Genomic DNA, 26932 nt, shown 5'->3' with positions numbered 1-26932 from the left:
CTCGACCACGATCCTCAACCTTCGACGGGGCGCTCCGCGAGCAAGGTCGCCAGAAGTTGTTCCACCTGCGCGAAGTCCAGCGGCTTGACGACGTGCCTGTCGAACCCCGCCTCCTGTGCGAGACGGCGCTCGGTCGCGTCTCCGTAGCCGGTCATGGCGACGAGCCGGACCTCCCTGAGTTGGGGGATCTGCCTGAGTCGACGGGCCACTTCGTAACCGTTCAATCCCGGCAACCCGATGTCGAGCAACACCACGTCGGGTAAGTCGGCCTGCGCGGCCGTCAGGGCGGCAGGGCCGGTGTAAGCCGTCGACACCTCGTGCCCCGACAGCCTCAGCAGCTTCGCCAGGACTTCGGCCGAGTCCACGTTGTCATCGACCACCAGGACTCGGCCGGAGTTCGCGGGACGAGCGGACGGTATTTGGCGGGCCTTTGGAGGCTCGGCCGCGGTGGCCGGCGACAATGGGAGGCGAACCGTGAATTCGCACCCTCGACCCAATCCATCGCTGTGGACCTCCACCGTCCCCCCGTGCATATCGACGAGCCGCTGGACGAGGGACAAGCCGATCCCCAGCCCCCCTTGCGCCTGATCCAGCGACCGTCCCGCCTGCGTGAACATGTCGAAGATGTCGGGGAACTCCTCGAGGTCGATGCCGATGCCCGAGTCCCGCACCCTCAGGACCATCTCGTGCCCGTCGGTCCGCACCTCGAGGTCGATCGAGCCCCCTTCGTCGGTGTACTTCGCGGCATTGTTCAGGAGGTTGACCACCACCTGCTCCAGGCGGGCGGGGTCGGCTTGCAGCCAAATCGGCTCGGTCGGTACGTCCACCGTGAGGACGTGCCTTCGGCGGTCGATCAGGGGGCGGGCCGACTCGACCGACCGCTCCACGACGCCCCGCATGTCCATGCGCACCGGCTGCAGGCGGATCTTCCCGCTGGTGAATCGGGCCACTTCCAGCAGGTCATCGACGAGCACGGAGAGTTGTCCCACCTGCCGCTCGATGAGGGTGCGAGCCTCTTTCTGGATCAGGTTCTCATCCCCTTGCAAGCGGAGGAGGTGGACCGCGTTGAGGATCGGCGAGAGGGGATTGCGAAGCTCGTGCGAGAGGATCGCCAGGAACTCGTCCTTGCGTCGGTGGAGGTCGGCCAATGCCGCCACCTGCGCCCTGGCCTGACGCTCCATCCGGCTGCGTTGGGTGATATCCCGGATGTTGCACTGGGCGACCTTGCGGTTGCCCACCTTGTAGAGGTTGCTGACGAACTCAACCTCCACCTCTCCTCCCCCCTTGGTCCTCAGCGGCAGGTTCTCGTAGCGGATGTACCCCTTCGACCGCAGTTCACCGTAGGCCTCTCGGTTTGCATCCTTGTCCCGGAAGAGGCCGATCTCCCAGAGTTCCTTGCCCAGGAAGTCGTCGCGCTCGTAGCCCAACAAGCCGCACATGAACGGGTTGGCTTCGATGATCGTCCCGAGGGCAATGTCGAGGATGAGGATCCCGTCCTTGGCCGTTTGGAACAGGCGCCGGAACCGGAGTTCGGAGTCTCGGAGGATCGCGTCCATCCTCCTCTGCTCGGTGACATCCTGGATGGAGAGCAGGACCAGATTCGGGTTCTCGCCCTCGGGCGGGAATCGTCGGCCGTTGAGCAGCATCAGCTTCGGGCCGATCGTCGGGAAGTCATGCTCGACCTCGAAGTCGTGGACGACGATCGCCTTGGGGATCGCCTCCTCGAGCAACGTCCGGAGGGAGGGGATATCCCACTGGCCGTCGCCAAGCTCGTAGATGAAGCGCCCGGCCGTCTCCTCCTCCGAGACGTGGAAGGTCCGATAGAAGGAAGCGTTGGCCGAGATGACCCGGTGGCGACTGTCGAGGACCAGGAACGGCTCCCTCAGCGTCGCGATGATCTCCTCGGCATACACGAGGGCTTCCCGCGCCGACCGCTCGAGTCGTCGACGTTCGGTGCAGTCTCGCATGACCAAGACGACCCCGGTGATGATACCGGCCTTGTCGCGGACGGAAGTCGCGCTGGCTTCGACGGGCCGCTCCGTCCCATCCTTGCGGATGAGCACGCAGTCATCGGCCAACCCGACGATCGTCCCCTCCCTCAAGGCTCGGGCGGAGGGATCCTCGACCGCCGCGCGACTCGCTTCGTCGACCAAGCGGATGACGTCGAGCACGGGGACGCCCACCGCCTCGGCCTGCGTCCAGCCGGTCAAGGTCTGGGCGACCGCGTTCAGGAAGGTGATGCCGCCGTTTGCGTCCGCGGTGACGACGGCGTCGCCGGCGCCGGGAGGAGTGAAGCGAAGCCCCTCCTTCTGTTCAAGCAACGCCTGCTCGGCCAGCGCCCATTCGGATGACGGCCGTTCGAGATTCTTGACCATTGCATCCTCCCCTATTCTGAACGGCGATCCCTCGTCCAAGTCGAAATTCTTGCACCCCGGCTTGTTCGGGAGGTTCATTGCCCCGGAGAGCTTCGCTCTCTCGACGACTGCGATGACCGGGAGGGCTCGATCGCCCCAAGGCTCAGGCACGGTCCCCATCCCGAAACGCCATATCGCGCCGGTCGACGTCCGACTCGGGCCGCGTGAAAACCGTGGCTTCGGGATCTCCCGATCGGGGGGAGGGATCGCGGGTTGTCTGCCGCACTCCTGCATCGTCGCCGCAGGGTCGACTCGACGCGGTCCGAGGCGTTGGAGGGGAGAGTGCGGCCGGCCGGGCCGGAGAGTCCATCGCCCCCCCCGATGGGGTGGGCGTTGCGATCCCCGCAGATTAAGCATAGTAAAAAAACAGTAAAGTTCCACTAAAAATAAAATAATCAATCGAATTACTAATTAATAGCATGCTCGTTTTTGCACGTTAGCTGCTAGGATTGTAATCGGGCAGGTGGTCCGAACGGATCGGCAACGGGGCCGCACCTCCCGCAGGAGACGGAACCGATGGAGGGACAGGAACGGAGGAAACCGGGGCGACCCAAGCGGAAGGGGCCGGCACGCGAGACGGTGGTTGCCCTGAAGGGCTCTCTGGAATGGAAGACGTGGCTCGACGGGTTCGCGGAACACTGCCGCCTCGGGCTTGCCGACACGATCGAGCAATCGTTGCTCTTCTACGCGCAGGACCGTCACTTCCAGAGACCGCCGAAACGCTGAGAACGGATGCACGGCGAGTTCGACGACAGCGCCAGCCAACCCCATTCGGGGGCGATTCGGGGCCACGAATCGCCTCTCGTCCTTCGTCGAAGGTCACAGCGAAGCCCCGTGTTCGCTTCAAGATCGGATGGGGCGGACGTGACTCGAAACCGAGTGTCAAGGGCAAAGCCGCTCAAGAAATCACTCGACGAATCCCGATCGAATTTTGATGCGGGCTGGATGCGGCGAGTCGGTTCACGCACCCAACGGTCCGAGGTTTCAAGGAGGGAAATGGACGATGAGCAGCGAACAAGAGTCCACTTCGATCGACTTGCTCCGTTGGACGTTCACCATCAACCCGGAGCAGCGAACCCCGATCGAGTCGTATCTCGTCGACCTCGGGCTCGACGTCCTGATCGTCGACGACGCCAAGTTCGTCGTGACCTGGGAAGAGCCCGAGCGCGACATCGACGAGGTGATCGAAGAGATCTGGGCGTTGAACGGCGAGCCGTTCGAGGTCACCCAGGAAGAGTTCCATCGCCTGGGCCTGCACACCCTACAGCACGACGACGGCGAGGCGCAGGCGGCCTGACCGCTGGCCGGCCGATCGCCGCGAGTCGCGAACTCGACCAATGTAAGAGGGGCGACCTCCCGATGGGAGGCCGCCCCTTCGTTTTGTCGACAACCGCCGATCTGAAGGCGAATCCGATCACGAGGCGCAGGCGACCAGGTCGTCGGTGAGGCGTTCGAGGACCTCACGGGTCATCTGGCAGGAGGTCGCGCGGCGTCGGCGAGTCGTCGCGTCGAAGGTGACGCGCGAGAGGGAGACGTCGCCATTGCGGCCGAGGCGCATCTCGTAGAACGAGCGTTGTTCGCCGCGGGCGGTCGGGGCCTGGCTGCGCAGCTCGACGGCGCCGCCGACGGTATCGTGCTCGAGGACGACCAAAGGCTCCATCAGGTAGGTGACGCGGGACGCGATCCGCTGGCTCCAGCCGACGAGGTCGGCGTCCGACAACTCGGGCCGGGCGCTCGATTCGAACTTCAGGGTGTCGAAGGCGAGGCCGACCGGGCCGGAGGCGGTCAGGCGGAGCGTGAGGCGATCGGTGCCGGATTCGACGGTGAGGTCGCCCGGCACGGCCCCGGGGCCGATCGGGGCGTCAAGCGCGTCGGCGATCTTTTGGCTCAGACTCATTGGACGATCCTCCAAGCGGGCGGATCGTGTGATCCGTCCCGTCGAATGATAAGAGGGTGGGCCGCCCGTCGACGACGGTCTCGATATGGACCGGCCTCGACCAGAGGCGGTTCAGGTGGCGCAAAGTGTCCTGGGCGTGGTCGAGCTTCAGGTCGATCCCGAAATGCTCGTGCTGGAGGTACAGCTCGCCCCGGTTCCGGTGGTTGCCATCCTTGACGCGGATGATCGGCTGGCCGAAGTTGGTCAGGCCGAAGAGGAGGCGATCCTTGACCTTCTTGAACTCGCGACTCTCGATCTCGTACGTCTCGTTCGAGTCGTTGTGCTTGAAACTGAAGAGTTGATAACGACGGCAGAAGTCGGGGGTCAAAAAGGTGTCGACGAACGTCACGTCGTTGTGGATCCGCCGCACCTCGAAGATCTTCTGCCGGCCGAGCCCGAGCTGTTTGTCCCAGCGTTGGCGTTCTTCATAATTCTCGCAGTCGTCGTACTCGGGGCCGAACTGCCCCTTGTTCCAGCGCTCCTCGATGTCTCGGAAGAGCTCGATGCCGAGCTTGTACGGGTTCAGGCGGCCGGGCTGCGTGGCCATCGTCCCGGAGTGGTGGTCGGCGTAGTCGACGAGCTCAGAAGGGCTCAAGGTCCGGGTCGTCATGATGGTCGAGTGCCAGTACGACGCCCACCCCTCGTTCATGATCTTGGTCTGGCCCTGCGGGGTGAAGTAATAGGCCTCCTCGCGGACGATGCTCAACACGTCGCGCTGCCAGGTGTGCAGCGGGGCGTGTTCCAGGAGGAAGAGGAGCACGTCGCGTTCGGGCTGCTCGGGGAACTGCTTGGCCTTCTGGCGCTCGACCTCTTTCTGGCGGAGTTGTTCCTTGAGGACCGCGGGCGGGTTGACGTACGCGTCCATGTAGTCCTTGCTCTGAAACTTCGCCGAGGCGGACTGGCTGTCGTCGGCCCCGTTGAAGTCGTAGCGGTCCACGTCATCGCGCCGCTTGATGAACGGGGAGTGCATGTCGATCAGGTTCTCGAGCGACAGGCAACTGTCGATGAACCCCTCGACGGCGTCCTCCCCGTGCCGCTCCATGTGGGAGCGGATCCGGTTGCCGTGGTTCGCCGTCTCGTCCATCATTTTGCGGTTGGTGCGGCTGAACCAGATGTTGTTCTTGAAGAAGTCGTTGTGGCCGTAGACGTGGGCCATGACGAGCTTCTGGTCGACCCATTGATTGCAGCGCAGGAGGTAGGCGTAGCAGGGGTCGTTGTTGATGACCATCTCGTAGATCTTCTGGAGCCCGTAGCGGTAGCCCTTGGAGAGCTGCTGGTACTCCATGCCGAACCGCCAGTGGGGGTATCGGGTCGGGAAGCCGCCGAGCGCGGCGATCTCGGAGAGCTCGTCGTAGTCGAGGACCTCGAAGATGGTGTCGTAGAAGTCGAGCCCGAACTCGCGCGCGTGCTGCTCGGTCTCGACCTGGAGGGCGCGAAGGTCGTCGGGCAGGTCGTGTTCGTTCCTCATGATCGACATCTGAGTGACTCCGGTCTCGTTCCCTTCGATGCCCGTCCACGATCCGACCGACTGACTCGTCCCTGTTCCGGGCTTGACGACCACCGCCGCTCAGCGTGGGCCGATGAGCTTGCGGACCTCGCCCTCGACCATTTGGGTGCTGACCAGCCAGGGCTTTTCCGTCAGGGTGATCTCAAGCTCGCTCGACTCCCCGATGGCCCGGTAGGTCCCGGCGAACCGGCCGAACGGGGTCTTGCCGCCGAAGGTCCCTTCCTCGGGAGTCCCCGAGTACTCGCCGTGGCGAGACAGGAGTGCGGCGACCTTGTCGAAAAGGACCCGACGCTCCTCGGGTTCTCGGGGGTAAGGGACGCGAAACTGGCCCACGCGGTTCGCCCTCGATGCTGCGGGTGGTTGGTTGATCGGGAGACCGGTCGGCGTCAACGCCCCCGGCCGAGAAATTCTTTGATCGATTCGTAGATGCCATCTTTATTACGGATTTCGGACAGCGCAAGGTTCGGGATCTCGTCAAACGCCTCCTCGAGCTCGCGATAGAACTCGCCCGATCCATACGGGCTCTCGACCTGGCCGTATCCGAAGAGGTTGCATTTGGGCAAGAGCTGGTCGCGGAGCAAGGACACGCACTGGCGGTTGTCTTCGCCCCAGTTGTCGCCGTCGGAGAAGTGCAGGACGTAGATGTTCCAGTCGATCGGGGGATGGTCGGCGTCGATGATCTTGTTCGCGAGGTTGTACGCCGAGCTGATCCGCGTCCCGCCGCTCTCCCTGGTGTGATAGAACGTGTGCTGGTCGACCTCCTTGGCGGCCGCGTCGTGGATGATGTAGCGGGTCGTGACCCCGTCATACTGGCTCTTGAGCCAGGTGTCGATCCAGAACGCCTCGATGCGGACGATCTCCTTCTGGTCGTCGGTCATCGAGCCGGAGACGTCCATCAGGTAGAGGACGACGGCGTTCGAGTGCGGGAGCGGGATCGGGTTCCACGAGCGGTAGAGCTTGTCCTCGCGGACGGGGATGACCATCGGGTCGCTGGGGTTATACGTGTTCGAGGCGATCTGCCTTTTCAGGGCCTTCTTGTACGTCCGCTTGAAGTGGCGGAGGCTCTCGGGCCCCGCCTGGCGAATCCCGGTGTACTTGTCCTTGTCTTCGATGATGTTGGCGCGGCCTTTGGGCAAGATCCGAGGGAGCGCCAACCCTTCGCCGAGGATCTGCGCCAGCTCGTTGAGCGTGAGCTCGACCTCGAGGATGTGGTGCCCCGGCGCGTCGCCGGCGGCCCCCGCCGCCTCGCCTTCGCCCGCGCGGCCGATCGGGGTGCCGACGTCCCCCGGCCCCTGCCCGACCCCGCCGCTGTTCTTCGGCCCGTAACGGAACTCGGGGATGTCGATCTGGGGTAGCGGGATCGAGACGAGCTCGCCCCCGGTCTTCCCGATCATCTCACCATGGCTGATATATTTACGCAGATCGGTCTTGATCTTACCGCGGACGATCTGCTTGAACCGATTCGCGTCGCGCTCGATTTTACGCACCACGGCCGTGGAACCCTCGCCGTTGGGGGACAGCCGACTCGTGCCGTTTGGTCAACCCGTCGCGCCGACCAACCCGCCTGCCCCATCTCCCGCCGCCCGACCCCGCCCTCCCTATGATCGGGGCGCAGCACGTCGCGCCCGCGGCCCAGGGGTCCGGCTGTGATTCACATGGCAAAGATCGATAAAGACGCCGCGTAGGAAGAGAACGGAGGCGGGTGCGGAGCTTCGGCTGTGTGGGGACGACCAACCGGCCGACGCCGATTGGCCGTCCGCTGACCCGCCTCCCCTAAAAGCAAATGCTATGCCGGGGCAGGACAACAATCAATGAATGGCCACGACAAAATGCCATAACCTTTTTGAGCGAAACCCTTTTCGACAGCCGCCCCGCCGGCCGGGCCACGTCCCCTAATGGGATCAGTGGTTGCCCCGTTTGACGTCACCGCGGGCGTAAATGCTGGCGACGTAGTTCAGGACGTCGGTCGCGGAGTCCTCGTCATAGCCGTAGTTCCGGATCAGGCGGCCCTTGACGATGTCGATCTTCTCCTGGGTGTCCTTGTCGACGACGCTCGTCACGAGGCTCGTCAATTTGATCGTATCCTTCTGGTCCTGGAAGAGCTTGAGCTCGAGGGCCTTCTGGAGCCGTTCGTTCGTCCGGTAGTCGAACTTCTTGCCGTCGAGCGAGAGGGCCCCGATGTAGTTCATGATCTCCCGGCGGAAATCATCCTTGCGGCTTTCGGGGATGTCGATTTTTTCTTCGATCGACCGCATGAGCCGCTCGTCGGGTTCTTCGGTCTGCCCGGTGTACTTGTTCTTGACCTTCTCGCGCTGGGTGTAGGCCTTGACGTTGTCGATGTAGTTGCCGCAGAGCCTGGCGAGCGAGTCCTCGTCGGCCGCGATCGCGCGCTGGACCTCGTTCTTGACGATGTCTTCGTACTCTTCCTTGACGACCGACAGCAGGTGTTTGTAGTGCTTGCGGAGGTCGTCGTTGTTGATCAGGGAGTGGTGCTTCAGCCCCGACTCGAGCTCGTTGAGGACCATGAACGGGTTCACGGAACGCTCGTCGGCGTGGGACACGAGGGCGTTGGAGATCTTGTCCTGGACGTAGCGCGGGCTGATCCCGTGCATCCCCTCGCGTTCGGCCTCCTCGCGGAGCTCCTTGATGTTGTCCTCGGTGAACCCGGGCAGGGTCTTGCCGTTGTAGAGCTTGAGCTTCTGGAGCAGGGTCAGCCCGGCGTTCTTGGGCTCCTCGAGCCGGGTGAGGATCGCCCACATCGCGGCGACCTCGAGGGTGTGGGGCGCGATCTTCTTGCCGCGTACTTTCCGGCTGTTGTAATCCTTCTGATAGATATGGATCTCGTCCGAGAGTCGAGTGACGTACGGCACGTCAATCTTAACCGTACGGTCGCGGAGGGCCTCCATGAACTCGTTCGACTGGAGCTTCTTGTATTCGGGCTCGTTCGTGTGGCCGAGGATGACCTCGTCGATGTCGGTCTGGGCGAACTTCTTGGGCTTGATCTTGTGCTCCTGGCTGGCGCCCAGGAGGTCGTAGAGGAAGGCGACGTCGAGCTTGAGGACCTCGATGAATTCGATGATACCGCGGTTCGCGATGTTGAACTCGCCGTCGAAATTGAAGGCGCGTGGGTCGCTCTCGGTGCCATACTCCGCGATCTTGCGGTAGTTGATGTCGCCCGTCAGCTCGGTCGCGTCCTGGTTCTTCTCATCCTTGGGCTGGAACGTGCCGACGCCGACCCGATCCTGCTCGGAAAGGATCAGGCGACGGACGCGGACGTCGCCGAGGACCTTCGACCAATCGCCGTTGTAGCGTTCCATCCGTTCGTTGAACATCTGCCGACAGTAGGGGCAGAGTTCCCCCTCGACGGCAACCTGGTGCCCGGCCTCCTCGAGCCCGGCGTTGAGGGCCTCGAGGACCGAGGGGCGGAACTCGGTCGGGATCAGGTGGAGCGGCTCCTCGTGCATCGGGCAGTCGGCGAAGTCCTCGCCGCCGTCGAGGGTCTCCTCGCGCCAGCCGAAGGTGTAGAGCGCACCGTCGTCGGCCTTCGAGTAGCGTTCGAGGCCCTTCTTGAGCAGGCGGGCGATGGTGCTCTTGGAGCTGCCGACCGGCCCGTGCAGGAGCAGGACGCGGCGTTCGGTCCCGTAGCCGTGGGCGGCGCTCTTGAGGATGTTCACCAGATTCATCAGCGTGCGATCGAGGCCGAAGATCGCATCCTGTCCGCCGGACTCGTTGTCGTCGAAGAACTTGTAACGGGCGAGCTTCTCCTTGTTGATGGAGACCTCCTCGGTGCCGTGGCTCAAGATCATGTCGTAGACCCGCTGGTAGGCGGTGCGGGTCACTTTCGGGTCGCGACGCACGATGTCGATGTATTCGGCGAAGGACCCGTGCCAGTGCTTCTTTTGGTAATCCGCCAGGTTCTGGCGGCTGGCAATCAACGCGATCAGATCCGTTCCTGTGGACATGAGCGGTTTCCCTCCTGATGGTGGATCCGGCGGGCGTCGCGCGGCGTGCCGATCAGGGCCGCCCGATGCGGGGTCGGGCTGGCGATCGTGTCGTCGGCCCGCGCGCACGGCTAGGGATCCTCGAAGCGAGGCTATTCCGAATTGTCAACGCGTCGTTTGGGGAAAGGCCTGAGTCGAGGATCGCCTTCGGGTCGTCGTCGTGGGGACCCGAGGGAACGGTTGATGGGGCCTCAACGGGGGGTGCCGGTGCTCGGTACCGGTCAAACACCTGGCCATCACATTCATTACAACCCCGATCTCCCGTTCCTGTCAAGCGAAGCAGAAGCCCCGAAAGGTTGATTCGACGGCCCCGTGATGACTCCGCGAAACCGGCCACGACATGCCGTCTTCCGGCCCGCCACGGACGGGCCGTCGGCGCGCATTCCCGGCCATTCGGCGGGGGGCGTGGCGCTCCCGCGACCGATTTAGCACTTGTCGATATTCGCGTCCGCCAATGATTCAGCCGGTCGTCGAGCCGGCCTCGTCCACCGCGGTCGCGAAGGGGAGGGATCGCTCGCCGAGCTCGACCATCGCGGCCAGGCCGAGCAGGCCGACGGGCAAGGTGGCGTAGTGCGCATAGCTGTCGGCCGCCGAGAGGACCCAGGTCTGCACGGGCAGCGACAGCACCAGCGCGTAGGCGAGGGCCGAGACCCCGCCCGCGACGAGCCCCGCGCCGAGGAGCACGGCGACGAGGTGCCCCCCTTCGGCCGCGAGCAGTCGTCCATAACCCTTCAAGGCGGAGAGGATCCCGCCTCGGGTCCAGGCCACCGCCCCGGCCAGGCCGATGACGAGGAGCGCCCCCCCTTGCAGCGGGGCCAGGCCCCAGCTCAACTGCCAGCGGATGTATTGCAGCACCGAGGGGGTCGCGAGAGCCCCGGGCAAGTCGTAAGACGTGAGGAGCACCGTCGTGGCCCAGTATCGCGCCGGCAGGGCCGCCAGGCAGGCGAGCGCCGCGCCGGGGAGCAGACCCGCCGCCTGCTCGGCCCCCTGGCCGTCTCCGGCCGCGTCGCCGGGGCCCGCGGACCTAAGCTCCGACAGGATCCAGGCCAGGAGCAGGCCGTCGGAGAGTGCCATCAGGGCCGGGACCGCGAACTCCTGCACGAAGGGCGGCCCTTGCATCGGAAGGTCGCTGCTCCTGGACGCGATGCAGACCAGCCGATAGAGCAAGTAGAACACGCAGGCCAGACAGGAAAGATAGCCCCAGCGGAACGACCGAGGGCGGACGACCGTCGGCGGCACGTACGGGGCGCCCCAACGCTCGGCGCAGCGCCGGAACAGAACCAAGGTCGCGACGAAAAGGAGGGCCAGGTTATCCCCGAGCCCGAAGACGTCGCGGAACGGCGTCAAGGCGGCCAGCGCCCCTTGCTCGACTGCCAGCTCGACGAGGCTCCGCGACTTCAGGATCTGGACCAGGTCTTCGCGTCCCAGAGGCGCGTTGTAGGTCCGGAGCTGGCCCATGGTCCAGGCGACCACGGTCATCCCGATCGTCACGGCGAGGACCTTACCCGAACGGCGAAGTCGCCCCGCGGACCCGGCGAGCAGCCGGAGGTGTCCGGGGAGGTCGAGGAGTTGCCCGAGTGCCCGAGCCGGCCCCTGGAACAGCATCGCGAGCACGAGCAGCCCTGCGAGGCCTGCCAACCAGGACCAGAGCCCGTCGAAGCTCGGTACCGCCCCCGGCGAGGCGAGCGTCAGGCTCGAATACCAGCGCCTCAAGGCCTGGGGGGCGAGCGACGACATCCCCGGTCCCGTCGCCTGCGCCCAGAACGCCGGCAGCCGATCCAGACCGCTCAACGCCGCACCCCCTCGATTCCGGAGCCCAATCGCCGCGAGGCCCGCCCTCGTCTTCGGCCCAATCGCCATCGAGCCGCCGATTGTACTAGGGCCCTCGGCCGATCACCAGGAGCCGAAACACATTTGTCCGAGCCGTCCCAAACGCCTCGCCCCAACTTGTCTTTCGAAGGCTCCCTTCGACGATCGGCCCGACGGATTCGACAAATTTCGGAACCCTGCCTCAAGTCTCGGCAGCTCCCGTCCGATGTCTATCCCCTAGAAGCCGTGCCCGACTCTGCCCAAGTCGGAAATACGACGAGCCTGCATCAAGATTTTCAACCTGGCACGTGAATCCCCGGATCCTATGAACACCCCATCCGGTACCCACCTCCAATCCTCGGGGATTTCCGGTTCCCACCGGAGTACCCGTGAACGATGGCACTCCGTCTGCTATAAAAGTCGCCGACGACCCCACCGAATCAGCCGATCACTTTATTCTTCGAAAAATCCGCAAAATACCCAGAGATCGCAGTCAAGTTATCGGGTATACTGAAGCAAACCGGGTTCGGATGGGTGATGGTTCTCGTCCTGGCCCTCGGTTGTCCCTGGCAAGCACCATTGAATTAGAGGAGTTCGCAACCATGATTTCCCGCCGTTTCTTGGCCTTGGCTGGTGCGACCGTTCTCAGCGGCCTGACCTCGTTCGCCTCGGCCCAGACCCCGCAGACGCCCGCCAAGGTGATCCCGGCTCCGCAGGCCCCGGCGAAGGTCATCCCCGCCCCGGTCGCCCCGACGAAGGTTGTCCCCGCTCCCCAGGCGCCCAGCAAGGAAATCCCGGCCCCGGTCGCTCCGACCAAGGTCGCCCCCGCCCCGCAGGCGCCCAGCAAGGAAATCCCGGCCCCGGTCGCTCCGACCAAGGTCGCCCCCGCCCCGCAGGCGCCCAGCAAGGAAATCCCGGCCCCGCAGGCCCCGACCAAGGTCATCCCCGCTCCCCAGGCCCCCTCGAAGGTGATCCCGGCCCCGCAGGCCCCGACCAAGGTCATCCCCGCTCCCCAGGCCCCCTCGAAGGTGATCCCGGCCCCGCAGGCTCCCGCCAAGGTCCTGCCGACCCCGGTTGCCCCGGCCAAGGCCGCCCCGCAAGCTTGATCACTCCTGATCAACTCATAACCAGACTTCCCCGGTCGGATTCCCATTCGGCCGGGGTTGTTCGTTTCTCGGGCCAACCGAAGCGACGACTTTCCTCTCCCCCTTTTCTCCCTGCGAGACGGCACGACGTCCCGTCTCGCAGGGCACGATCACTCGACCAGATCTTCTCGCGAGCGCCCGAGTCGGGTCGTGCGGCATTTCCGAATGATGCCGGAGGCCCCTGGCGAGTACGGCCGGTTTCCGGTAAGCTTCGATGTTGCTGAGGCCGCCGGGTCGGGTTGGGTCGGTGAATTGCCGACGTCCTCTCCCCTCGCCGCCAATCCGTGGTCGGATCGCACGCCTGCCCCGCCTTCGACGCGGTGGACTGGGATCGGTGTGCCACGACGGTCGTTTCTCGAGACCGGCATCCACTTTCGCGAGCCTGCGCACCGGGACCGCCTTCAAGCCGGTCCGGCGGTGTGAGGTCCGATCGCGAAGGGAGGCTCGGTTTCGATTTCGTTTTCCGCCGCTTGAAGAGGAGTTAGGCCCGTCATGATGATTTATGTCGGAAACCTGGATTATGGGGTGACGTCGGACGACTTACGGGCCTTGTTCGACCCGTTCGGTGGCGTGACCTTGGCCGAAGTGCAGGTCAAGTCGCGGACGGGGCAGTCGCGTGGTTTCGGGCTCGTCGAGATGCCGAACGAGACCGAGGCGAAGGCGGCCATCTCAGCCCTCCACGGCCGCGAGCATCGCGATCGCGCCTTGACCGTCAACGAGTCGCGCCCGCGACGGACGGTCCGCGACCTCTATGCCGGCGGCGGCTGGTTCGGCGGCGGCGCGGGCTAAACCCCAACATGCCAAGGGACGTCCGACCCGGGGAACGGCGCGTGAAAATCCGCGTGCCGCCCGGGGTTGCGGAACGACCTCCGGCGTCATACCCTCGCGATCGATCCCGACGTTGATGCGCCCGACCGACGCGGGCGGGAGAAGCGCGAAACACCTCGCGTCGCCGGGCCGTCCCCTCCCCCATTTCGCCGCGGGGAATCGAGCCTTTCATGTCCAAGAATGACCGTGAACGCAACCTCGCGATGTTCGTCGACCTGGAAAACCTCGCCATGGGGTTCCAGAATCAACGGAAAACCAAGTTCGATATCCAGAAGGTCCTCGAACGGCTCGTCGAAAAGGGCAAGCTGATCGTCAAGAAGGCCTACGCCGACTGGAACCGCTACCAAAACTACACCTCGCCCTTCCACGAAGCCGCCATCGAGCTGATCGAGATCCCCAAACGAAGCCAGACCGGGAAGAACTCCGCCGACATCCGACTCGTCGTCGACGCGATGGATCTCGCCTGGAGTAAGCCCCACGTCGATACATTCGTCATCGTCTCGGGCGACTCCGACTTCTCTCCCCTGGTCTCCAAGCTGAAAGAAAACGGGAAGCACGTCATCGGCCTCGGCATGAAAGGCTCGACGTCGGAGCTGCTCCGCGACAACTGCGACGAATTCATTTATTATGAAGACCTTGAGCGTCAGGAGCAGGACGAGCAGCAGCTGGCGACCGACCTCTACGCCGACATGCCCGAGCGGAAGCGCGAGGTCTACACCCTCCTGATCGAAGCCTGCAACGCCCTTCGCCGTGAAAATCACGAGGTCCTCTACGCCTCGATGATCAAGGACACGATGAAGCGTAAGAAGCCGTCCTTCGACGAGAGCTACTACGGCTACCGCAGCTTCACGCATCTGCTCGAAGAGGCCGACAACCTCGCCCTCGTCGACATCGAGCGGAACCCCAAGAGCGGCACCTACGCCGTCACCCGCTTCGGTCCCCGCGACGCGGACAAGGGGAAGGCTAAGGACGCGAACGAGAAACCCCGCCCATCCCCCCCCCACCGTCGCTGAGGTTTTTCCCAAGCGAGTGACCATACGCCGTCCCGAGCTCGAAGCGCTTGCGCTTCGAGCTCGGAGACTTGCGTGCGAGAGGACGACCGGCCGGGTTCACCTCGAAGGCCATCGGCTCGGCCCGGCTCGGTCTCGAACCCGAGGATTTGGCCGTTCGGGCCGAAGAGAACCTATCCGGACGCGGCGAAGGCCTGGTATTATGCGGCCCTGAGCCACGGTTTTGCCAGGAGACGACGGCAAAGGAGAGGCGACGGCCCTCGAACGCCACGAGCGCGAGCGACGAGAGGCCGACCACGCCGGACCCCGCCGAGACTCGCAACGCTGGGCAGTTCTCCCGACCATCGGGCCGGAACGGCGTTTGCAAATCTCGCTTTGCTTTGCCTTGCCTTCGTCCGTGAAGAGCGCAGGAGAGCGTCCCATGTCTTCCGACGAGCGCAACGTCCACCGACGACCCGGCCCCGAATCGGGAACGACGAGGGCGACCACGGTGACGGGCGCCTCCCCGCGGGCCAACCCCATCAACATGGCCTTGGCCGAGCTCCAGGGCGAGCTGAGCTATCACGAATCGTCCGGCCCCGTCGTCCCGCCCGCATCCCCCCCGCCCGCTCAGCCGATCCCCGTTGCAGCAGTCTCGGCCTCCACACCGACCGAGGTGCAGGACGACAGCGGTCGCTGGGTCACTCCCCCGGCACCCGCCCAGGGTTCCGGCTCTCGAATGGGACTTATGCTGGGCGCGTCGGCCCTCGTCTCTCTCGTCTTCGGGCTCGCCGGCGCCTGGGCGTATCAGACCCTGATCGCGGGCCAGACCCAGGCCCCTGCGCCGACAAGCCCGACCGAAGCGAGCCCCGCGGTCGCCGAGAGCACCAAGGGGATCGGCCCCGATCGCCCGACAACACCCCCAAACGCCGCGGCCGCCGACCTCGAACCGTTGAAGCGGCAGCTCGACACCCTCACCGAGCGTCTCGAGAACCTCCAGAAGCGGTTCGAACAACAGCCCGAATTCGCCCCGCTCGCCGAGGTCTCGAGACTGCGACGGCAGTTCGATGGCCTCCCGAAGTCGGGCGACGGTGGCTCATCAACCGTCGCCAAGGACGTCGGGGCCTTGACGGGTCGAGTGGACGGCCTCGAAGCGGCCCAGAAGCTCCTGCGGGACAACCTCGCGACGGTCCGTGCCGACACCGAGAAGCTCGCCACCATTCAGGCCAAGATGCCCCGAGCGGGAGGGACGAACGTCGACAACGATCGACGAGACACCTCCAAACCGGTGGTGGAGGAGGCTCCTTCGCTCGACGTCCTGCTGTCCCAGGGAGCCTCGCTGTTCAAGCAAGGCAAATTCAGCGAGTCGTCCACCCTCTTCAACCAGTTGGTGAAGTCCCACCCCGACGACGCCAGGGTTTGGTACTACGCGGCCCTGAGCAACGGCTTCGCCACGAATCAATGGGTGGGCGAGCCCGTGCGCCTGGTCGAACAAGGAGTCGAACGAGAACGCCTGGGAACCCCACCGGCCTCGGACATCGACCTCGCGTTTCGAGGCCTCGACGAAAACGCCAAGGGCACGAGTGACAACGGTAAGAAATGGCTGGAGTTCTATCGCCAACGGGCCAGGTCCCGTTGACCTTGCGAGCCGTCTCCCGGACCGAAGGACGACGCCAGCCCTTGTCCCCGAGTCGGCGAGGACACGCTCGCCTATAATGGGATGACGGGCCGAGGTTCCCTCTCGCGGACATCGCGAGGCCATCTCAAAGCCCGAGTCGTTCCACGACCAGCGAAGACAGGACGGGCGACGATGGGTCACGAAGTGGAGAAGACCGACGAGCAGTGGCGCGAGGAGCTCACGCCCGAACAATACCGGATCCTCCGCCAAAAAGGCACCGAGCGGGCCTTCACCGGCGAGTACTGGAACTCGAAGACTCCGGGCGTCTACCACTGTGCCGGCTGCGGCGAGCCTTTGTTCGAGTCCGAGACGAAGTTCGACTCCGGCTGCGGCTGGCCCAGCTTCTACCAACCGATCGCCGAGCCGAATGTCGAGGAACACGACGACCGCAGCTTCGGGATGATCCGGACCGAAGTCACCTGCCACCGCTGCGGGGGACACCTCGGCCACGTCTTCAACGACGGGCCTCGCCCGACCGGGCTACGCTACTGCATCAACTCGGCGTCAATCGACCTCAAGGCCAAATCTAACGACTAGGCCTGACCCTAACCTCGGAGCGTCGACGCCCCCGTAGGTCACAGGCCGGCTCATTCACCCCCCGCGGAACCGAAGCGCTTAACGTGCCATGCGCATCCTGATCGTGGACGACGAGCCGAACATCCGGCGCACCTTGCGCATCGCGCTCGAGGCGATGAACCATACCGTCGTCGAGGCCTCGTCGGGAGCCGAAGCCCTCCGGCACCTCGAAGTCCAGCCTTGCGACGCGGCACTCGTCGACCTTCGGCTGGGCGACAAGTCGGGGCTCGACCTCCTGGAGCCGATGCTCGGCCAACTCCCGAGGCTTGCCGTCGTATTGATCACGGCGCACGCCAGCGTCGACACCGCGGTCGATGCCATGCGCCGGGGCGCCTTCGACTACCTCCCGAAGCCATTCACCCCGGCCCAGGTCCGTGCCGTCCTGGAGCGAGTCGCCCGTGTCCGAGGCCTGCGCGATCGCATCGCCGACCTGGAAGACAAGGTGCGCAGCGAGGTCCCCGAGGTCGAGCTCGAGACGACCGACCCGGAGATTCGCCGCGTCTTCGACCTCGCCCGTCGCGTCGCGGCCAGCGGCGCCGCCGTGCTGATCCGAGGCGAGAACGGCACCGGCAAGGGAGTCCTCTCCCGCGCCCTGCACGCGTGGAGCACGCGATCATCAGGCCCGTTCGTGACCGTGAGCTGCCCCAGCCTCAGCCCCGAGCTGCTCGAGAGCGACCTCTTCGGTCACGTCCGAGGGGCGTTCACCGGGGCCGTCCGCGACGCGTTGGGCAAGGTCGCCGCCGCCGAAGGGGGAACTCTCTTCCTGGACGAAATCGGCGACCTCCCCCCGGCGCTCCAGCCCAAGCTCCTCCGCTTCCTCCAGGAACGACGGTACGAGCGCGTGGGCGAGACCAAGACCCGCCAGGCCGACGTCCGCCTGGTCGCCGCGACCAATCGCGACCTGGAAAAGGCCGTGGCCTCGGGCGAGTTCCGCGAGGATCTCTTCTACCGGCTGAACGTCGTCGAGCTGACCCTCCCCCCCCTCCGACGTCGGACCGACATCCTCGAGATGGCCCGCCACCTCCTCACCTTCTTCGCCCGACAGACCGGCCGACCGCTCTCCGGCTTCACGCGCGAGGCGAGCGAGGCCATCACGCGACACCCCTGGCCGGGCAACCTCCGCGAGCTCCGCAATGCCGTCGAACGCGCGGCAATCCTGGCCGAAGGCCCCGAGGTCGGCCTGGCCGACCTCCCCGAACGCATCGCCCAGGCCCGATCCGAGCACCCCGGCCCCCTCGAGATCGGCGGAGCGATGACCCTCGAGCAGATGGAAGTCGAGCACATCCGCCGCGTCCTCGCCACCAGCCCCAACCTCGATGCCGCCGCGAAGACCCTCGGGATCGACCCGAGCACCCTCTACCGCAAGCGTAAGCAACACGGCTTATAAGAATCCGTCCCGAAACCCGATATTCTCTTAACTAACGGGTTTCTGACGCCCTCGACCTCGACGACCCCTCCCGGGATGAGGTTGTCGACTCCCAACAGGAACCCGTTTTTCAAGAAAAAAACAGGTTTCGGGACACACCCAATCTCGATCAAGCCTCGCGAGCCGACGACCCGACGTCGCGCTTGGCGGGACTCCGCGATCCCGACGCACCGCCAGACGACTTCTCGCTCAACTGGATCCGATGGGCGTTGACGATGGCGGCGATCAATCCCGGGAATCGTTCCTCGATCTCGGCGCAACGGGATGTGTTGTGCATCTCGACGCCTCGACGTTCGCTCCGGATCAGGCCCGCCTCTCGCAGGATCTTGAAGTGCTGGGAGAGGGTCGACTTCGGGACTTCTTTCTCTTGAATGCTCAAAAATGCCGAACAATTATACGAACACTCGGCGCTGACGATCTTGGCGTAGATCGCCACGCGCACCGGGTCGGAGAGGGCGTGCAGGACGCCCTCGACGGTGATGTCCGACACCGAGGGATGAAATAACGGCCTCATGACGTCCCATTCTACCGGGGCTTGACTCTCGGTTCCATAGTTCTAACATTCGGAACTAAGAGACCTAGAGGCGACGGAAGGTTCAGGCCTCCGCCCGACATTTCATCATTCGCGAGGACTCGGTCATGAGCAAGCTCTCGGGAAAAGTCGCGGTCGTCACCGGTGCGTCGAAGGGGATTGGGGCCGCGATCGCCAAGTCGTTGGCCGCGGAAGGGGCGTCGGTCGTCGTCAACTACAACTCCAGCAAGTCGGGCGCGGAGACGGTGGTCGCGGAGATTACCAAGTCGGGGGGTAAGGCCATCGCCGTGGGGGGCGACGTTTCGAAGAAGGCGGACGCGCAGGGGCTCATCGACGCCGCCGTCGAGAAGTTCGGCCGCCTCGACATCCTGGTCAACAACTCGGGGGTCTACGAGTTCGCGTCGATCGAGGAGATCACGGAGGAGCATTTCCACAGGATCTTCGACATCAACGTCCTCGGCCTCTTGCTCACGACCCAGGCGGCCGTCAAGCACCTCAAGGAAGGGGCGAGCATCATCAACATCGGCTCCGTCGTCACCCGGGTGACGCCGCCGAATTCCTCGGTCTACACCGGCACGAAGGGTGCGGTCGACGCCATCACCGGCGTGCTCGGCAAGGAGCTCGGGCCGAAGAAGATCCGCGTCAACACGATCAACCCGGGGCTCGTCCACACCGAGGGGACGCAAACGATCGGGCTCGTCGGGTCGGACATGGAGAAGGGCTTCGTGGCCCAGACGCCGCTCGGCCGCGCCGGCCAGCCGGGCGACATTGCCGCCATCGCCGTCTTCCTGGCCTCGGACGACTCCCGCTGGCTCACCGGCGAGCAGTTGATCGCGTCCGGAGGCCTGCACTGAGCCTCCGGACGCGAAGACGCATCTCGGAGTTCGATCCGATTGACCTGACTGAAAATTCACCACGAAGGCACAAAGACACAAAGGAATCGGAGAGTCATTAGCCAAAGGATTCGTTTCCTCAAGGGCTCCTCTTTGTGACATTGCACCTTTGTGGTGTGACACGGGCGTTGCGAACCGCGTTGAGGATCGGCGAGGAGGGGTTGGCGAGGCCCAACGCAACGTCTCCAGCCTCGCACGGGGTCCGAGATCCAAAGAACGTTTGATCAACGGAGGTCAATGACGATGGGTAAGCTCCAGGATAAGGTCGCGGTGATCACGGGCGGGACGTCGGGTATGGCCCTGGCGACGGCCAGGCTTTTCGTCGAGGAGGGTGCCTACGTCTTCATCACGGGCCGTCGTCAGGGACATCTGGACGCCGCCGTGAAGGCGATCGGCCGGAACGTCACCGGCGTGCAGGGCGACGCCAGCAACCTCGCCGACCTCGATCGCCTCTACGAGACCGTGAAGCGAGAGAAGGGCCACATCGACGTCCTCTTCGCCAGCGCGGGGACGGGTGAGTTCGCCCCCATCGGCGAGGTGACGGAAGAGCAGTTCGACAAGACCTTCGGCCTGAACGTCCGGGGGACGCTCTTCACCGTCCAGAAGGCCCTGCCCCTCTTCGCCGACGGCGGCTCGATCATCATGAACGGGTCGATCGCGGGGTCGAAGGGTTACCCCGCCTTCGGCGTCTACAGCGCGAGCAAGGCTGCAGTCCGTTCGTTCGCCAGGACGTGGACGTTGGACCTCAAGTCCCGGAACATCCGCGTCAACGTCCTCAGCCCCGGCACGATCGACACCCCGATCCTTGAAGGCGTCCCGAAAGAGCTCCTCGACCCCTTCGTCGCGCTCATCCCCCGCGGGACCATGGGACGCCCCGAAGAGATCGCGACCGCGGTGCTCTTCCTCGCGTCGTCCGACTCCAGCTTCGTCACCGGCATCGAGCTCTTCGTCGACGGGGGCGTGGCGCAGGTCTGAGCGGAGGCGGGGTATCGAGGCGGGGAGGATTCACCACGAAGGCACAAGGGACGCAACGAAACATTCAAGAATTAACTTCTCCATTTTTAAAACTTTTTGACCTTTGTGCCTTCGTGGTGAATCCTCCCCCCCTTAAACAGACTTCGACGGCACTTCGATTGAGCGAGGGGAATGTTCGCGTGAATGACACCAAAGAATTGATCGAGCCCTACCTGGAATCCTGCGACGCGGTCCGCGCCGCATACGCCGGGATGACGCGGGAGCAGGCGATGGCCCATCCCGTGGCGGGGAAATGGAGCTCGCTGGAAGTCCTCTGCCACCTCGTCGATGCCGACTTCCTGATCGCTTCGCGGATCCGCGCCGCCCTCATCTCCGACCGGCCGCGCCTCCCCGCCCTCTCGCAGCAGGAGCTGACCGGGATCCTGCGGCCGGAGGCCCGGGACCTCGACGAGGAGATGCTCCTGTTCGAGACGCTCCGTCGTCAGACCGCTCGCATCGTCGGCGCGATGGCGCCGGAGGTTTTCTCCAGGCAAATCGTGCTCGCGAAAGCCGGAGGCGAGGAGGTGACCCGCGAGGTCGGCGAGATGATCCGCAGCATCACGGGGCATGTCACACGCCATCTCGAGCACGTTTATGAAAAGCGCCGAGCACTGGGCCTCGACGATGTCGTGAATTCGGACACGCCTCGCTGATCTCCCCCGAACTCTCGCCTCGCGAATTCATCACAAAGGCACCAAGATACAAAAACCTTTTGTATCTTGGTGCCTTAGTCGTGCGTCTTCGGCCAAGTCGAACGCGGAGAGCTTGGTGGACTTCCGCGAGGGGTCTCTCCCTCACGTCTCCTCGCCCACGCTCGCCGCCTATTCTCGCCCGACCCCGTCCCCGCGCGAATCGTGACCCAGGACGGTGGCCTCGGCCTCCCGCCTCAAGACATGATAGATCCAGGCCTCGCGGGAGTCGGCTCGGGCGAGATTCCAGTCGTGGGCCCGGATCGCTGCCGTGAGCGACTTGCGAGCCACGTCGCCCTGGCCTAACTTCTGTTGCGCCATCGCCTTGATCAAGCGCGGGCAAGGCCCCAGCGCGGTCGCGGCTTCGCCATCCAGGATTGGGATCGCGGCGGCGAAATGGCCAAGGCGGTACTCGCCCAGCGCCTTGGCCACGAGGAAATAGGGCCGCGTCCAAGCCCCCGAGGGTGCACGACGGTCGGCCAACGCGCGGTCGATCAGCGCGATCGCCCTCTCGGCCTGATCCGGAGGGAGTGGGCGAAGGAGACAGGCGCGACCGATGCGCTCGGCCCATTGGGGCTCCTCGGCCCCTCCGAAGTGTTCGAGCAGGACAACCCTCTCTTCGCGGTAGTCGTCCTCGTGGCCGTGGAACAGGCAGAACTCGGCATAGCCATCGCGGGTTCCGATCCCGTCGGGATTCGCGGCGATCGCCCGTCGCCAGGTCGCCAACGCGTCTTCCGCCGGCATGAGACGGAGGACGGTGGCCCTCTGGCTCGGCTGGGCCATCAAGAGTTGCGGATCGAGCGCGATGGCCCGACGGTATTCGGCCAGGGCCTCCGTGGGCCGCGAGGCCGCGGCGAGGGAATCGCCGAGGCCGGCATGGAGTAACCCATGCTCAGGCCCGCGATCGACGGCCGATCGGAAGAGTGCGAGGGACTCGTCGATCTGGCCGGTGACCCTCAGGTCGTAGCCCAGGTTGTAGATCGTCACGATGGCGGTCGGGTCGATCTTCAGCGAGGCGCGGAAATACGCGATGGCCTCGTCCGGATGGCCGGCGGCGGTCAGGCTGCTTCCCACGTTGTTATAGCTCACGGCCGCATCGGGCCGGAGTCCCAACGCGGACTGGTAATATCGAACCGCCTCCGAATGCCTCTGGGCACCGTTGAGCGCGATCCCGACCGCCAGATTCGCCCAGAAGTCGCCGGGATTAGCGCGCTGGACTTTCTGCAAGAACGAGACGGGATCGCCTCCCGCCGCCTGGAAGTCGGCGGAGATGGCCAGCAGCAGCGGGACGGAATGGTCCTCGACGTGGGCCTCCGCGATGAGCCGTTCGAGCGCGGGCCGGCTGCTTCGCGACTCCGGATCTCGGGCGTCGGCGACCCAGGTCGATTTCTGCCCACTCACCAGCTTGCCGACCCGCAGCGTCCACGTCTTCCTGGCGAGATCCGTCCCCTGGCTTGGCCAATCGTCGAGGGCGTCCAGGAGGGCCCGCCGGACGTCGGACCGCGCGATCCGGGGCGCGACGATTTCGGGAGCCTCCTCGGGACCTCCGAAGCCGTAGCGACGGAACACGTTCCCGTAAGCGACATCCGCGCCTGCGACATCGAAGACCCCGCCGACGGAGCGGGCACGACCCATGCGGATCGATTCGAGTCGCCCCACGAGTTCCAGGTCGAGACGGGCTCGCTTGACGGCCGCGCGAACCTCGGCCGCCCCCCTCCCTGACAGGCGTCCCTCGGCCCGCCCGAACGCCGCCCTCGCCTCGACCCAACCCGCCCGGTCCATCGCCGAGGCCATCTCGCGCAAGTCGCCCATCGCGGCCCGCTCGTTGGCCGCCGTCTCGGCAGCGGAACGGCGGGCCGACTCCGCCCGATCCGCGGCGATCCAGGCGCCGACGCCAGCCAGGGTACCGACGAGGAGGACGATGCATCCGAGCATCGCGTACCACCCCGGGCTGCGGCGGATCCGTCGCCAGATCCGCGCGGTCCGGCCATCGGGCTTGGCCCGGATGGCCTCCCCATCCAGGAAGCGACATAAGTCGTCGCCGAACGCTTCGGCCGACGAGTAGCGGTGTGCCGGATCCTTGCTCAGGCATTTGAGGCAGATGATCTCGAGGTCGCGGGGGACCTTGGGGTTGAGCGAGGTGGGCGGCGTGGGTTCCAGGGCCACGACGTGGCGCATCGTCTCCGCGGGCGACTTGCCGCGGAAGGGGGGCTGACCCGTGAGCAACTCGAAGAGGATGGTGCCCAGGGCGTAGACGTCGACGGCCGGCCCGATGATGGCGGAATCGCCCGCGGCCTGTTCCGGGGCCATATAGCTCGGGGTTCCGATCACGGCCCCGTTCAGCGTCAAGTTGGAGTCGTCGTCGATCCGTCGCGAGAGGCCGAAGTCGCCGACCTTCGGCGTGCCGTCTTCATCGAGCAGGATGTTCGCCGGCTTGAGGTCGCGGTGGATGATGCCCGCGTCGTGGGCGGCCTGGATGGCCCGGGCCAGGGGCAGGAGAAGGGAGGCCGCCTCACGCGGGCTCGTCGGCTTGACCCTCGCGGCGAGGCTCCCCCCCGAGACGAGCTCCATCGCGTAGTAGGGACTGCCGTCGGCGTCGCCGACGTCGTAGATCTGGACCACGTGCGGGTGCCGGAGGGCGGCCACCGCCTCGGCCTCCCTCTGGAACCGGTCGCGTTTTTGCGGGCCTGGATCGGACCCCGCGATCGCCATCTTGATCGCGACCATGCGGTTCAGCCGGATGTGGCGGGCCCGGTAGACGACCCCCATCCCGCCCCTGCCAATGAGCGCTTCCAGGACGTATCCCTCGACGCGAGGCAGGTCGGCACCCCCTGGCGTGGTGGACGACTCGCGGGCCGGGATCTCACGCTCGGGCGGGAACAAATCGTCGAGCTCGGCCTCCAGGAGGCGGACCCGTCTCCAGCGCTCGCGGACCTCGGGCAGCAACTCGGGGAAGTCGTCGCAGACGACTTCCGGAGTCAAATCCCGGTCGTTCAGCTCATCGAGGAGTTCCTGGATTCGCAAGTCGATCATCACGGCGCTGCCCTCGTCATCGCGGGATCGCGGTCAGGGTGCCAGGCGGCGCCCGCAGGGAGGCTCGTCCTGCGGCCGGAGGTAATGCAGCCTCTCGGCAAGGCTCGAGAGCCCCCTCCGGAGCCGTCGCTTCACGGTCGATTCCGACGCGTCGAGCACCTCGGCGGCTTCCGGGGTCGTCAGCCCCTGGATGCGGATCAGGTCGAACACCTCGCGCTCCTCCTCGGGCAAGCCGTCGATCGCTGCAAGCATCCGTCGGCCGTCGCCGCTGAGCTTCGAGTCGCTCAACGTCGGGGGCGAGGACGAGGTCCTCGCTCAACTCGGAGGAACAGGACGCAGAGCCTCCGCAGCCGACAGGCCGACCGCTCCAGGAGCGCCCTCACGACGAGCTCGGAGGGATCGTCGCGGGCGAGCTCATCGAGATAACGCTGGACGACGACGGTGGTCGGCTCAGGTTCCATGGTGAATCCCGACCGCGACTTGCAACGATTCGGGTCATTGTACCGGATGGCGTGGACCCCTGCCACGCTTAGCAACTGCGGCGGGTCGGACCGCCAGCGGCTTCCATGGCTGGCTGCACCGTTCTCAGATCCTGGAGGATTGATGGCCTCGCCTCATGCCGAGCTGATCCTGCACAACGGGGAGATCGCGACGCTCGACCCGTCGAATCCCTACGCCGACGCGGTCGCGATCTGCGCCGGCAAGTTTCTCGCGGTCGGTAAGGTCGCCGAGGTGATGGCGACGCGCGGGCCGTCGACGATGGCCGTCGACCTCGGCGGCCGGCGGGCCATCCCCGGGCTGAATGACTCGCACCTCCACCTGATCCGGGGCGGGTTGAGTTACAACCTCGAATTGCGTTGGGATGGCGTCCCGTCTCTGGCCGACGCGCTCCGGATGCTCCGCGAGCAGGCCCTGAGGACGCCCGCCCCGCAGTGGGTGCGCGTCGTCGGCGGCTGGAACGAGTTCCAGTTCGCCGAGAGGCGGATGCCGACACTCGCCGAGATCAACGAAGCCGCCCCCGAGACTCCCGTCTTCATCCTGCACCTTTACGACCGCGCGCTCCTGAACGCGGCCGCCCTCCGTGCGGTCGGCTACTCCAAGGACACGCCCGACCCGCCCGGCGGCGAGATCCAGCGAGACAAGCGAGGCAACCCGACCGGAGCCCTGATCGCCCGCCCGAACGCGATGATCCTCTACTCGACACTCGCCAAGGGGCCGAAGCTCCCGCCCGAGTACCAGCTCAACTCGACGCGACACTTCATGCGCGAGCTGAACCGACTCGGCGTGACGAGCGTCATCGACGCCGGAGGCGGCTACCAGAATTACCCCGACGACTACGCGATCATCGAGGACCTCCACCGCCGCGGCGAGTTGACCGTGCGCGTCGCGTACAACCTGTTCACTCAGCGGCCGAGGGAGGAGTTCGACGACTTCTCGAAGTGGGTCGGGATGTCGAGCCCGTGGGCGGGCGACGACTTCTACCGGATGAACGGCGCCGGCGAGATGCTCGTCTTCTCGGCCGCCGACTTCGAAGACTTCCTCGAACCCCGGCCCGACCTTGCCCCCGGCATGGAGGACGAACTCCACCGCGTCGTCAGGCTGCTGGCCGAGCACCGTTGGCCGTTCCGCCTGCACGCCACCTACGACGAGTCGATCGCCCGATTCCTCGACGTGATCGAGGCGGTCGATCGCGAAGTCCCGTTCGCCGGGCTCCGCTGGTTCTTCGACCACGCCGAGACCGTCACCGAGCGGAACCTCGAGCGGATCAAGGCGCTCGACGGCGGGGTCGCGGTCCAGCACCGCATGGCGTTCCAGGGGGAGTACTTCGTCGACCGCTATGGGGCCGAGGCGGCGACGCACACACCCCCGGTGGCGAAGATGCTCGCCATGGGAATCCCCGTCGGGGCCGGGACGGACGCAACCCGCGTGGCGAGCTACAACCCGTGGGTCGCTTTGTCGTGGCTGGTGACCGGACGGACGGTCGGCGGGCTCGCGCTCTATCCCGAGTCGAACCGCCTCGACCGCACCACGGCCCTGCGGCTGTACACGAAGGGGTCGGCCTGGATGTCGGGCGAGGAGGCGGCGAAGGGCGCGATCGCCCCGGGCCAGCTCGCGGACTTGGCGGTGCTCTCGGCCGATTACTTCACCGTCCCTGAGCCGAATATCCGGGGCATCGAGTCGCTGCTCACCGTGGTCGGCGGACGCATCGTCCACGGCGACGGGCCGTTCGGAGCCCTCGGGCCGGCGCCGCTGCCCGTCACGCCGGACTGGTCGCCGGTCGGATTCTACGGCGGCTATCAGCGCGATCGGACGATCGCCGCGACCGAGTCTCCCTCGCATGCGTCGCGGTGCGGCCAGGCTTCGCACGCCCCGTCGTCGCCCCGGAAGCGGGTCCGCCCGTCGAGGCCGCACGCGGGCGACCCGTTCCGGGGAGGCGGTTGCGCTTGCTGGGCGTTCTGACG

23 protein-coding genes are annotated in these 26932 nt (G+C 65.6%); 12 read left to right on the top strand and 11 right to left on the bottom strand.

Annotation, left to right across the window (positions count from 1 at the left end):
• Nucleotides 1-14: 14 nt before the first annotated feature.
• Nucleotides 15-2375 (bottom strand): PAS domain-containing hybrid sensor histidine kinase/response regulator, encoded by a 2361-nt coding sequence (locus tag ACYOEI_RS19995; RefSeq protein WP_462851326.1) that lies wholly within the window; start codon nucleotides 2373-2375, stop codon nucleotides 15-17.
• Nucleotides 2376-2930: 555 nt separating this feature from the next.
• Between ACYOEI_RS19995 and ACYOEI_RS19990 the strand changes: the two genes are divergently transcribed.
• Together ACYOEI_RS19990 and ACYOEI_RS19985 are read left to right on the top strand one after the other, a co-directional pair.
• Nucleotides 2931-3140: a hypothetical protein gene (locus tag ACYOEI_RS19990; RefSeq protein ID WP_462851325.1), complete on the top strand. Its 210-nt coding sequence runs from the start codon at nucleotides 2931-2933 to the stop codon at nucleotides 3138-3140.
• A 277-nt stretch (nucleotides 3141-3417) separates the two neighbouring features.
• Nucleotides 3418-3711: a hypothetical protein gene (locus tag ACYOEI_RS19985; protein ID WP_462851324.1), complete on the top strand. Its 294-nt coding sequence runs from the start codon at nucleotides 3418-3420 to the stop codon at nucleotides 3709-3711.
• Between the two features lie 117 nt (nucleotides 3712-3828).
• Here the strand turns inward: ACYOEI_RS19985 and ACYOEI_RS19980 are convergent, their stop codons facing one another.
• The 6 genes from ACYOEI_RS19980 to ACYOEI_RS19955 form a co-directional block, all read right to left on the bottom strand.
• Nucleotides 3829-4311 (bottom strand): hypothetical protein, encoded by a 483-nt coding sequence (locus ACYOEI_RS19980; protein WP_462851323.1) that lies wholly within the window; start codon nucleotides 4309-4311, stop codon nucleotides 3829-3831.
• Nucleotides 4277-5827, bottom strand: a complete 1551-nt coding sequence (locus ACYOEI_RS19975; RefSeq protein WP_462851322.1) for a SpoVR family protein — start codon at nucleotides 5825-5827, stop codon at nucleotides 4277-4279. The genes ACYOEI_RS19980 and ACYOEI_RS19975 overlap by 35 nt, the downstream gene beginning before the upstream one ends.
• 90 nt (nucleotides 5828-5917) lie before the next feature.
• Nucleotides 5918-6190: a hypothetical protein gene (locus ACYOEI_RS19970; RefSeq protein WP_462851321.1), complete on the bottom strand. Its 273-nt coding sequence runs from the start codon at nucleotides 6188-6190 to the stop codon at nucleotides 5918-5920.
• A 53-nt stretch (nucleotides 6191-6243) separates the two neighbouring features.
• Entirely contained in the window at nucleotides 6244-7347 is a 1104-nt protein-coding gene (locus ACYOEI_RS19965; RefSeq protein WP_462851320.1) for a DUF444 family protein, read from the bottom strand.
• A gap of 411 nt (nucleotides 7348-7758) precedes the next feature.
• A complete protein-coding gene (locus tag ACYOEI_RS19960; RefSeq protein ID WP_462851319.1) occupies nucleotides 7759-9819 on the bottom strand; it encodes a PrkA family serine protein kinase in 2061 nt (686 codons plus the stop codon).
• A gap of 498 nt (nucleotides 9820-10317) precedes the next feature.
• On the bottom strand, nucleotides 10318-11649 hold the full coding sequence (locus ACYOEI_RS19955) for a hypothetical protein (RefSeq protein ID WP_462851318.1): 1332 nt from the start codon (nucleotides 11647-11649) through the stop codon (nucleotides 10318-10320).
• A gap of 620 nt (nucleotides 11650-12269) precedes the next feature.
• Here ACYOEI_RS19955 and ACYOEI_RS19950 point away from each other — a divergent pair.
• From ACYOEI_RS19950 to ACYOEI_RS19925, 6 genes are all read left to right on the top strand, one after another.
• On the top strand, nucleotides 12270-12773 hold the full coding sequence (locus tag ACYOEI_RS19950; protein ID WP_462851317.1) for a hypothetical protein: 504 nt from the start codon (nucleotides 12270-12272) through the stop codon (nucleotides 12771-12773).
• Nucleotides 12774-13304: 531 nt separating this feature from the next.
• On the top strand, nucleotides 13305-13601 hold the full coding sequence (locus ACYOEI_RS19945) for an RNA recognition motif domain-containing protein (RefSeq protein WP_462851316.1): 297 nt from the start codon (nucleotides 13305-13307) through the stop codon (nucleotides 13599-13601).
• A gap of 209 nt (nucleotides 13602-13810) precedes the next feature.
• Nucleotides 13811-14653, top strand: coding sequence for an NYN domain-containing protein (locus tag ACYOEI_RS19940; protein ID WP_462851315.1), 843 nt, complete (start codon nucleotides 13811-13813; stop codon nucleotides 14651-14653).
• Between the two features lie 418 nt (nucleotides 14654-15071).
• Nucleotides 15072-16268 carry a hypothetical protein gene (locus ACYOEI_RS19935; protein ID WP_462851314.1) on the top strand — a complete coding sequence of 399 codons (1197 nt, stop codon included), beginning with the start codon at nucleotides 15072-15074 and terminating at the stop codon, nucleotides 16266-16268.
• 171 nt (nucleotides 16269-16439) lie between these two features.
• Nucleotides 16440-16844 (top strand): peptide-methionine (R)-S-oxide reductase MsrB, encoded by a 405-nt coding sequence (gene msrB / locus ACYOEI_RS19930; protein ID WP_462851313.1) that lies wholly within the window; start codon nucleotides 16440-16442, stop codon nucleotides 16842-16844.
• 88 nt (nucleotides 16845-16932) lie between these two features.
• Entirely contained in the window at nucleotides 16933-18270 is a 1338-nt protein-coding gene (locus ACYOEI_RS19925; protein WP_462851312.1) for a sigma-54-dependent transcriptional regulator, read from the top strand.
• A 148-nt stretch (nucleotides 18271-18418) separates the two neighbouring features.
• Here the strand turns inward: ACYOEI_RS19925 and ACYOEI_RS19920 are convergent, their stop codons facing one another.
• Entirely contained in the window at nucleotides 18419-18823 is a 405-nt protein-coding gene (locus ACYOEI_RS19920) for an ArsR/SmtB family transcription factor (RefSeq protein ID WP_462851311.1), read from the bottom strand.
• A gap of 125 nt (nucleotides 18824-18948) precedes the next feature.
• Between ACYOEI_RS19920 and ACYOEI_RS19915 the strand changes: the two genes are divergently transcribed.
• From ACYOEI_RS19915 to ACYOEI_RS19905, 3 genes are all read left to right on the top strand, one after another.
• Nucleotides 18949-19695, top strand: a complete 747-nt coding sequence (locus ACYOEI_RS19915; protein ID WP_462851310.1) for an SDR family NAD(P)-dependent oxidoreductase — start codon at nucleotides 18949-18951, stop codon at nucleotides 19693-19695.
• 282 nt (nucleotides 19696-19977) lie between these two features.
• Nucleotides 19978-20709 (top strand): SDR family NAD(P)-dependent oxidoreductase, encoded by a 732-nt coding sequence (locus ACYOEI_RS19910; protein ID WP_462851309.1) that lies wholly within the window; start codon nucleotides 19978-19980, stop codon nucleotides 20707-20709.
• 179 nt (nucleotides 20710-20888) lie between these two features.
• Nucleotides 20889-21401, top strand: coding sequence for a DinB family protein (locus tag ACYOEI_RS19905; RefSeq protein WP_462851308.1), 513 nt, complete (start codon nucleotides 20889-20891; stop codon nucleotides 21399-21401).
• Nucleotides 21402-21569: 168 nt separating this feature from the next.
• Here the strand turns inward: ACYOEI_RS19905 and ACYOEI_RS19900 are convergent, their stop codons facing one another.
• Genes ACYOEI_RS19900 through ACYOEI_RS19890 form a run of 3 tightly spaced genes read right to left on the bottom strand, consistent with a single transcriptional unit; the run spans nucleotide 21570 to nucleotide 24931 of the window.
• Nucleotides 21570-24470: a protein kinase domain-containing protein gene (locus tag ACYOEI_RS19900; RefSeq protein WP_462851307.1), complete on the bottom strand. Its 2901-nt coding sequence runs from the start codon at nucleotides 24468-24470 to the stop codon at nucleotides 21570-21572.
• A gap of 33 nt (nucleotides 24471-24503) precedes the next feature.
• Entirely contained in the window at nucleotides 24504-24722 is a 219-nt protein-coding gene (locus ACYOEI_RS19895; RefSeq protein ID WP_462851306.1) for an RNA polymerase sigma factor, read from the bottom strand.
• A gap of 32 nt (nucleotides 24723-24754) precedes the next feature.
• Nucleotides 24755-24931 (bottom strand): hypothetical protein, encoded by a 177-nt coding sequence (locus ACYOEI_RS19890; RefSeq protein WP_462851305.1) that lies wholly within the window; start codon nucleotides 24929-24931, stop codon nucleotides 24755-24757.
• Between the two features lie 142 nt (nucleotides 24932-25073).
• Here ACYOEI_RS19890 and ACYOEI_RS19885 point away from each other — a divergent pair, with 142 nt between their 5' ends.
• Nucleotides 25074-26930: an amidohydrolase gene (locus ACYOEI_RS19885; protein WP_462851304.1), complete on the top strand. Its 1857-nt coding sequence runs from the start codon at nucleotides 25074-25076 to the stop codon at nucleotides 26928-26930.
• Nucleotides 26931-26932 lie beyond the last annotated feature (2 nt).

The sequence above is a fragment of the Singulisphaera rosea genome (assembly GCF_054877945.1).
Note: the sequence above shows the minus strand (reverse complement) of the source record. Positions and strands in the feature narration are given on the sequence as shown.

What these genes read in the sequence shown, in the direction of transcription:
- ACYOEI_RS19995 (WP_462851326.1), bottom strand. Translation starts at nt 2,375, where the DNA reads ATGGTCAAGAATCTCGAACGGCCGTCATCCGAATGGGCGCTGGCCGAG.
- ACYOEI_RS19990 (WP_462851325.1), top strand. Translation starts at nt 2,931, where the DNA reads ATGGAGGGACAGGAACGGAGGAAACCGGGGCGACCCAAGCGGAAGGGG.
- ACYOEI_RS19985 (WP_462851324.1), top strand. Translation starts at nt 3,418, where the DNA reads ATGAGCAGCGAACAAGAGTCCACTTCGATCGACTTGCTCCGTTGGACG.
- ACYOEI_RS19980 (WP_462851323.1), bottom strand. Translation starts at nt 4,311, where the DNA reads ATGAGTCTGAGCCAAAAGATCGCCGACGCGCTTGACGCCCCGATCGGC.
- ACYOEI_RS19975 (WP_462851322.1), bottom strand. Translation starts at nt 5,827, where the DNA reads ATGTCGATCATGAGGAACGAACACGACCTGCCCGACGACCTTCGCGCC.
- ACYOEI_RS19960 (WP_462851319.1), bottom strand. Translation starts at nt 9,819, where the DNA reads ATGTCCACAGGAACGGATCTGATCGCGTTGATTGCCAGCCGCCAGAAC.
- ACYOEI_RS19950 (WP_462851317.1), top strand. Translation starts at nt 12,270, where the DNA reads ATGATTTCCCGCCGTTTCTTGGCCTTGGCTGGTGCGACCGTTCTCAGC.
- ACYOEI_RS19945 (WP_462851316.1), top strand. Translation starts at nt 13,305, where the DNA reads ATGATGATTTATGTCGGAAACCTGGATTATGGGGTGACGTCGGACGAC.
- ACYOEI_RS19940 (WP_462851315.1), top strand. Translation starts at nt 13,811, where the DNA reads ATGTCCAAGAATGACCGTGAACGCAACCTCGCGATGTTCGTCGACCTG.
- ACYOEI_RS19935 (WP_462851314.1), top strand. Translation starts at nt 15,072, where the DNA reads ATGTCTTCCGACGAGCGCAACGTCCACCGACGACCCGGCCCCGAATCG.
- msrB (WP_462851313.1), top strand. Translation starts at nt 16,440, where the DNA reads ATGGGTCACGAAGTGGAGAAGACCGACGAGCAGTGGCGCGAGGAGCTC.
- ACYOEI_RS19925 (WP_462851312.1), top strand. Translation starts at nt 16,933, where the DNA reads ATGCGCATCCTGATCGTGGACGACGAGCCGAACATCCGGCGCACCTTG.
- ACYOEI_RS19920 (WP_462851311.1), bottom strand. Translation starts at nt 18,823, where the DNA reads ATGAGGCCGTTATTTCATCCCTCGGTGTCGGACATCACCGTCGAGGGC.
- ACYOEI_RS19915 (WP_462851310.1), top strand. Translation starts at nt 18,949, where the DNA reads ATGAGCAAGCTCTCGGGAAAAGTCGCGGTCGTCACCGGTGCGTCGAAG.
- ACYOEI_RS19910 (WP_462851309.1), top strand. Translation starts at nt 19,978, where the DNA reads ATGGGTAAGCTCCAGGATAAGGTCGCGGTGATCACGGGCGGGACGTCG.
- ACYOEI_RS19900 (WP_462851307.1), bottom strand. Translation starts at nt 24,470, where the DNA reads ATGATCGACTTGCGAATCCAGGAACTCCTCGATGAGCTGAACGACCGG.
- ACYOEI_RS19895 (WP_462851306.1), bottom strand. Translation starts at nt 24,722, where the DNA reads ATGCTTGCAGCGATCGACGGCTTGCCCGAGGAGGAGCGCGAGGTGTTC.
- ACYOEI_RS19890 (WP_462851305.1), bottom strand. Translation starts at nt 24,931, where the DNA reads ATGGAACCTGAGCCGACCACCGTCGTCGTCCAGCGTTATCTCGATGAG.
- ACYOEI_RS19885 (WP_462851304.1), top strand. Translation starts at nt 25,074, where the DNA reads ATGGCCTCGCCTCATGCCGAGCTGATCCTGCACAACGGGGAGATCGCG.